This is a genomic window from Arthrobacter sp., from assembly GCF_031179385.1.
Lineage (GTDB): Bacteria > Actinomycetota > Actinomycetes > Actinomycetales > Micrococcaceae > Arthrobacter_D.
In genome coordinates this window covers 1-6,652 of sequence record NZ_JAPSHV010000128.1, presented here as the reverse complement: position 1 = coordinate 6,652, position 6,652 = coordinate 1, and the positions used below count along the sequence as shown (strand labels likewise).

Annotated in this window: 7 protein-coding genes; 6 read left to right on the top strand and 1 reads right to left on the bottom strand. The window is 65.0% G+C overall.

All coding sequences use genetic code 11. From position 1 onward, the window contains the following. Nucleotides 1–1,226 (top strand): glycoside hydrolase family 3 C-terminal domain-containing protein (locus RIF85_RS13665; protein WP_309072447.1); only part of this gene is annotated, 1,226 nt, incomplete at its 5' end. 4 nt (nucleotides 1,227–1,230) lie between these two features. On the opposite strand, the gene RIF85_RS13660 is transcribed toward RIF85_RS13665, so the two are convergent. Next, entirely contained in the window at nucleotides 1,231–1,557 is a 327-nt protein-coding gene (locus tag RIF85_RS13660) for a hypothetical protein (RefSeq protein WP_309072446.1), read from the bottom strand. Nucleotides 1,558–1,745: 188 nt separating this feature from the next. Here RIF85_RS13660 and RIF85_RS13655 point away from each other — a divergent pair, with 188 nt between their 5' ends. From RIF85_RS13655 to RIF85_RS13635, 5 genes are all read left to right on the top strand, one after another. After that, a complete protein-coding gene (locus RIF85_RS13655) occupies nucleotides 1,746–2,687 on the top strand; it encodes a hypothetical protein (protein ID WP_309072445.1) in 942 nt (313 codons plus the stop codon). Between the two features lie 210 nt (nucleotides 2,688–2,897). Further along, complete coding sequence (locus tag RIF85_RS13650; RefSeq protein ID WP_309072444.1) at nucleotides 2,898–3,701, top strand: TIM barrel protein; 804 nt, start codon at nucleotides 2,898–2,900, stop codon at nucleotides 3,699–3,701. 28 nt (nucleotides 3,702–3,729) lie between these two features. Further along, nucleotides 3,730–4,605, top strand: coding sequence for a 2-hydroxy-3-oxopropionate reductase (locus RIF85_RS13645; RefSeq protein ID WP_309072443.1), 876 nt, complete (start codon nucleotides 3,730–3,732; stop codon nucleotides 4,603–4,605). An 86-nt stretch (nucleotides 4,606–4,691) separates the two neighbouring features. Next, on the top strand, nucleotides 4,692–6,470 hold the full coding sequence (gene gcl, locus RIF85_RS13640) for a glyoxylate carboligase (RefSeq protein WP_309072442.1): 1,779 nt from the start codon (nucleotides 4,692–4,694) through the stop codon (nucleotides 6,468–6,470). Between the two features lie 7 nt (nucleotides 6,471–6,477). Continuing rightward, on the top strand, nucleotides 6,478–6,652 hold a 175-nt coding region (locus RIF85_RS13635), incomplete at its 3' end, for a glycerate kinase (RefSeq protein ID WP_309072448.1).

Here is a 6,652-nt window from a genome sequence, read left to right as displayed (position 1 = left end):
TGGTCACCGGCACCGAGCAGGACGCCGACCGTTTCATGCTGCGGACCCTTCGTTCAGGAACCGAAGCGGCACGTCAGGCAGCAGCATCGGCGGATGTCGCCGTCGTCGTCGTTGGAAATGATCCGCACTTGGGCGGGCGCGAAACCCTGGACCGCACCACACTGGACCTGCCGCAGAGTGAGCAGGAGCTGATTCGCGTGGTGCGCGAGGCGAACCCCCGGACCGTGCTGCTGATCGTTTCGTCCTATCCCTACGCGCTCGGTGAGCTTGCGGACACACCGGCAGTTGTCTGGTCCTCGCATGGCGGGCAGGAGCTCGGGCGTGGTGTTGCGGACGTGTTGAGCGGAGACCGTGAGCCCTCCGGACGGCTGCCGCAGACGTGGTGGGCGCGGGACGCGGACCTCGCGGACATCCTCGACTACGACATCATCAGCTCACGATCGACCTACCACTACAGCACGGCCGAACCGCTCTATCCGGTGGGGCACGGGCTGGGTTACGCACCTGTGGAGTATGAGTCGGCGGAGCTGGTGGACGGCTCCCTGGAGGTCACCGTGCGGAACGCCGGGGACAGGCAGGTTCACGAGCTGGTGCAGGTGTACGCCACTTCAGAGCGGTCGGGTTACCCGCGACGGCGGCTCGTCGCTCATTCCCGGGTGTCCTTGCAGGCGGGAGAGCGGTCGGTCGTCGTGCTTTCCGTGGACGAACAAAAGCTCGCGACCTATAGCCTTACCGCGGAGCGAATGGTGGTGGAACCCGGGTCCTATGACCTGTTGATCGGACGTTCCGCTGAGGACCTGCCGTTGGCCGTCTCCCTGGAGGTGGACGGCGTGGGCAGCCCACTCCGCAAGCGCGGGACATGGACCCGGGCCGAACTGTTCGACGAATCGGCCAACGCCCTGCTGGTTCCCGAGACTCCGCTACGGGGAACCGCAGTGACCGTCGCCGACCCGGCCCTCCTGCGCGGCACGCTGACCTACCGCGGCTGGGACGGGTCAGCGCCGTCGTCGGTCTCGGTTCGCGTGGTGCGCAGCGGAGGTGGCGTGCTGCGGATTCAGGTGCCCGGGCCCGCGGGTACCTGGCGGGAAGTGGGAGCCGCCGATGTTGTGGCGGGGTACTCCGGTGATGTGGAAGTTCCGCTCACGTGCCGTTCCGGCGCAACGCTTTCGGTGGTTCGGCTAGTGCTTGAGGGGCCAGTCACGGTCGCGGAGCTGCTCGTTCCCTGAGGCCTTACCTGTCCTCAGAGGGCCCGTCGCGGCGTTCCCCGTTGGGTCCGTCGGTGTTTGATTCGTCAGTGCTGGATCCGCCAGTGCTGGATCGGTCAGCACGTTGCCGGAAGAACCGGCGGGCGGGCCCTGCCCAGGAGAGGATCAGGAGGATGGTGAAGAGGTGATTGGCGAGCCCGCCAAGCATCTGGAACGGCACGATCTGCACGAGTGCGGTGACCACCAGGACGCCCAGAAGCACTGTCTTGATGGTTTTGAGCGCCTGCGCGCTCAACGGTCGCGGCCACTCGATGACCGCTGTGACTTCGTCATGCTGGTGCGCGTTTTTCATTGGATCCCCTCTCCTCCTTAAGGCTATCGCGCAGAAGTGGCCGTTGGGCACGGGTTTGCTCGTTCGAATCGGTCGCTTCTGACGCGGAGGGCCACTTCTGGGACGCGCACCGAGCCGGTAAGGGGCGGATTGTGCACATAGCGCGACGTGCGCCTGATCGACGCCGGTGTTGAGCGCACCCTTGAGTCATGGCAGAACCTCCCTGGTTATCAGGCAACGCCCTATGGCTCACGCGCGTGCTCAAGGAACGAGGCTTGTCCACGGCCCAAGTAAGAGAACTGGTTGCCGTCGGGTCACTCGTGCGGCTCCGGAGGGGTTGCTATATCCATCATTCCCGCTGGCACGGCTTGTCGGCCGGAGAGCGCGGGATCCAGATGATCTACGCACACCGACTTGTGACGGCCGCCGCGGCCGTCGCAGAGAGAACCTATAGCCACACGTCAGCGGCGCGACTGCACGGTCTGCACCTGTGGAACGCCGATTCCCTCATCCATGTGACCCAGCAGGCAGCGCTGTCATCCGCGAGTCGCGCGCCTGACGTTCGGGTGCATCAGGCGCGGCTCTCCGAGGGGGAGGTCGTCGAGATCCGTGGCGTACGGACGACTTCGCTTGAGCGCACAGTTGTCGACTGCTCACGGATCCTTCCGCATAAGTCGGCGCTGGTTCTGGTGGAGCATGGGCTGCAGCTCGGTGCGGATCGGGCCGTGATGGAGAAAGCCGTCCGCGAACGTCCCGGTCACAAAGGGATACACCGCGCCAGGAAGGTGCTGGCGGTTGCCAGTTCACTATCCGAATCCCCTGGGGAGACGCTCGCGCTCCATGCCATGACGGTCATGCGGGTGCCGATGCCGGAGCAGCAACTGGCTGTTCACACCCGCCACGGGGAGTACCGGCTCGACTTCGGGTGGCGCGAGCGGAAAGTCGCTCTCGAATTCGACGGCAAGGTGAAGTACTTCGACTACCGCCCGACCGAGCAGGCAATCTTCGAGGAACGACGCCGGGAGAAGGCGCTGATGGAGGATGGGTGGACGGTCCTTCGGATCGAGTGGAAGGACCTTTTTGACGAGGTGAAGCTCAAGGAACGGATCCTTCGTGCCTTCGCCCGGGCCGCTCGAACCGCCGCCGCCTGATCGGGTGCCGAGCCGCACGTCCCAAATGTGGCCCTAAGGGTCAGCCTTGGCGTTCCGAAGGGGTGGAGGTGACGCTAAGGGCCAATTCTGTCCGCCGGGGTGCTCTGGGACGGTTGACGCGTCTCGCGGTTTAGCCCTACTCTTTCATTAGACAGAAAGTTACTTCCGCATTACGGAATGACCGTTTGGCCAAGCACCCGAGGATCAACGATGACCTACACAGTGAACTGCTCCATCCTTCTCACCGAGCTGCCTCTGCTCGAGCGCCCGGCTGCCGCGAAGAAAGCAGGCTTTGACGCTGTCGAGTTCTGGTGGCCCTTCAGCACCTCCACCCCGTCTGCTTCGGAGGTTGCAGCCTTCGAGAACGCCATCACTGACGCCGGCGTGCAGCTCACCGGCCTCAACTTCAACGCCGGCGATATGCCGGGCGGTGACCGTGGCCTGGTGTCCTGGCCCGAACGGCAGGCGGACTTCCGAGCGAACGTCCCCGTCGTCGTCGGAATCGGTGAACGGCTGGGCTGCAGGGCCTTCAACGCGCTGTACGGTAACCGCGTCGCGGGCGTCAGCCCCGAGGAGCAGGACGCTGTTGCCATCGAGAACCTCGCGTTTGCGGCGGATGCTGTTTCACGGATCGGCGGCACCGTCCTCCTGGAACCCGTCAGCGGTGCAGACAGGTATCCGCTGCTGACCGCGCAGGATGCACTCGATGTCATCGAAAAGGTCACAGCGAAAACGGGCAAGAGCAACATCAAGCTCCTTGCCGACTTCTACCATCTCTCGGTCAACGGCGACGATGTCGGCCAGGTCATCGAGAACCACGCCAAAGACTTCGGCCACATCCAGATCGCCGATGCACCCGGCCGTGGAGCTCCCGGAAGCGGCGACCTGCCGCTGGGGGAGTGGATCGCCCGCAGCCGCGAACTCGGCTACGACGGCCACATCGGACTCGAGTACAAGGAACCGGCGGACGCCGCCTTCAACTGGGCCATCCGCGACCACGCCGCCCGCTCATAACGCTGCCCGCTCATAACAAGGAATGACCATGAAAAACGTAACAGTCATCGGACTCGGCATCATGGGCCTGCCCATGGCCATCAACCTCGTCAAGGCCGGCTACACCGTCACCGGGTTCAACCGCAGCTCGGACAAGATGGACAAGCTCGTCGCCGAAGGCGGGTCAGCAGCAGCCAGCATTGCCGAGGCAGTCAAGCACGCCGACGTCGTCATCACCATGGTGCCCGACTCACCGGACGTCGAGGGCGTCGTAACAGGCGACGACGGCGTCTTCGCCAACGCGAAGCAGGGCGCCCTCTGGGTCGACGCCAGCAGTATCCGACCCGACGTTGCCGTGGAATTAGCCAAGCAGGCGCGTGTTGCCGGGCTCCGCCCGCTGGACGCACCGGTTTCGGGCGGTGAGCAGGGTGCCATCGACGCCGTCCTGTCCATCATGGTGGGCGGCGAGAAGGAAGACTTCGAAGCCGCACAGGACGTGCTTGCCGCAGTCGGCAAGACGATCGTCCATGTCGGCCCGTCCGGCTCAGGCCAGACCGTGAAGGCTGCAAACCAGCTCATCGTCGCCGTCAACATCGGCGTTCTGTCCGAAGCGATCGTTTTCCTCGAGGCCTACGGCGTGGACACCGACGCCGCCCTCAAGGTCCTTGGCGGCGGCCTCGCCGGCTCCAAGGTACTCGACCAGAAGGGCCAGAAGATGCTCGACCGCAACTTCGACCCCGGCTTCCGGCTCGCCCTGCACCACAAGGACCTCGGCATTGTCACCTCAGCCGCCCGTGAAGCCGGCGTCGCCACCCCACTGGGTGCCGTCGTCGCGCAGCTGGTTGCCTCGCTCGTCAACACGGGCGACGGCGGCCTGGACCACTCCGGCCTCTTCAAGCTGATCAACCAGCTCTCCGGCAAATAAAACCCAAACTTCCGTGCAGCTTAGGCGAGCCGACGACGTCGCAAGTCGCCTGAGCTGCGCAAAACTTCCCTCAGTAGGAGCACACCATGCCCAAAATGCGCGCTGTCGACGCAGCCGTTGCGATCCTGGAGAAGGAGGGCGCCACCACGGCGTTCGGCCTGCCCGGCGCGGCGATCAACCCCTTCTATTCCGCGATGCGAGCCCACGGCGGCATCCACCATGTCCTCGCCCGCCACGTTGAGGGCGCCTCCCACATGGCCGAGGGATTCACTCGTGCCAAGGCCGGCAACATCGGGATCTGCATCGGCACCTCCGGCCCCGCCGGAACCGACATGATCACAGGCCTCTACTCGGCGTGGGCGGACTCCATCCCGATTCTCTGCATCACCGGCCAGGCTCCCGTGGCGAAGCTGCACAAGGAAGATTTCCAGGCCGTCGATATCTCCTCGATCGCCAAGCCGGTCACCAAAATGGCCATGACTGTCCTGGAAGCTGCGCAGGTTCCGGGCGCGTTCCAGAAGGCGTTCTACGAGATGCGTTCCGGCCGTCCCGGGCCGGTGCTGATCGACCTGCCGATCGACGTCCAGCAGACCGAGATCGAGTTCGATCCTGATACCTACGAACCCCTCCAGGTCCACAAGCCCGCAGCCACGCGCAAGCAGCTTGAGAAGGCGCTGGACATGCTGACCGCCGCTGAACGCCCGCTGATCGTGGCAGGCGGCGGCATCATCAACGCCAACGCCTCCGCGCAGCTTGTGGAACTCGCCGAGCTGCTCAACATCCCGGTGATCCCCACGCTGATGGGCTGGGGTTCCATCCCCGACGACCATGAGCTGATGGCCGGCATGGTCGGCCTGCAGACCTCGCACCGGTATGGCAACGCCACCATGCTCGAGTCTGACTTCGTGATCGGCATCGGCAACCGTTGGGCCAACCGCCACACCGGTGCCCTCGACGTGTACACCAAGGGCCGGAAGTTCGTGCACATCGACATCGAGCCCACGCAGATCGGGCGCGTCTTCGCGCCGGACTTCGGGATCGTGTCCGACGCCGGTGCCGCCCTCAGCGGGCTGGTTGAGATCGCGCGTGAACGCAAGGAGCAGCAGGGGCTGCCGGACTGGAACGCCTGGGTCAAGAACTGCGCACAGCGGAAGTCCACGATGCAGCGCAAGACCAACTTCACCAACGTGCCGGTCAAGCCGCAGCGGGTGTACCAGGAGATGAATCAGGCGTTCGGCCGGGACACCCGGTACGTGTCGACCATCGGGCTGTCCCAGATTGCCGGTGCACAGTTCCTGCACGTCTACGAGGCCCGCAACTGGATCAACTGTGGCCAGGCCGGACCGCTGGGCTGGACCGCGCCGGCCGCCCTCGGTGTGGCGCAGGCAAGCCCGGGGGAAACCGTCGTCGCGCTGTCCGGTGACTACGACTTCCAGTTCATGATCGAAGAACTGGCCGTGGGTGCGCAGTTCCAGCTGCCGTACATCCACGTGGTCGTGAACAACTCGTACCTCGGCCTCATCCGCCAGGCGCAGCGCGGGTTCGAGATGGATTACCACGTGTCGCTCGCATTCGAGAACGTGAATGCGCCCGAGCTCGACGGCTACGGCGTTGACCACGTCAAGGTCGCCGAGGGCCTGGGCTGCAAGGCGATCCGTGTCCGGGAAGCCGATGACCTGCAGGCCGCCTTCGAAAAGGCCCGTGCGCTCATGCAGGAGTACCGCGTGCCGGTGATTGTGGAGGTCATCCTGGAACGGGTCACCAACATCGCCATGGGCGCCGCGGGCATCGACGCGATCAACGAGTTCGAGGACCTCGCCGAATCCGCCGACGACGCCCCCACGGCCATCTCCCTGTTGGTGTAATAGCCACATGCGGATCGTCATCGCGCCGGACAAGTTCAAGGGGTCGCTGACCGCCCCCGAGGTCGCCGCTCACCTGCGGGCAGGGCTGCTTTCGGCAGACCCGGAGCTCGCCGTCGAGGTGGTTCCGATGGCCGACGGCGGCGAAGGAACACTTGATGCTGCCCTCGCCGCCGGGTACAGCC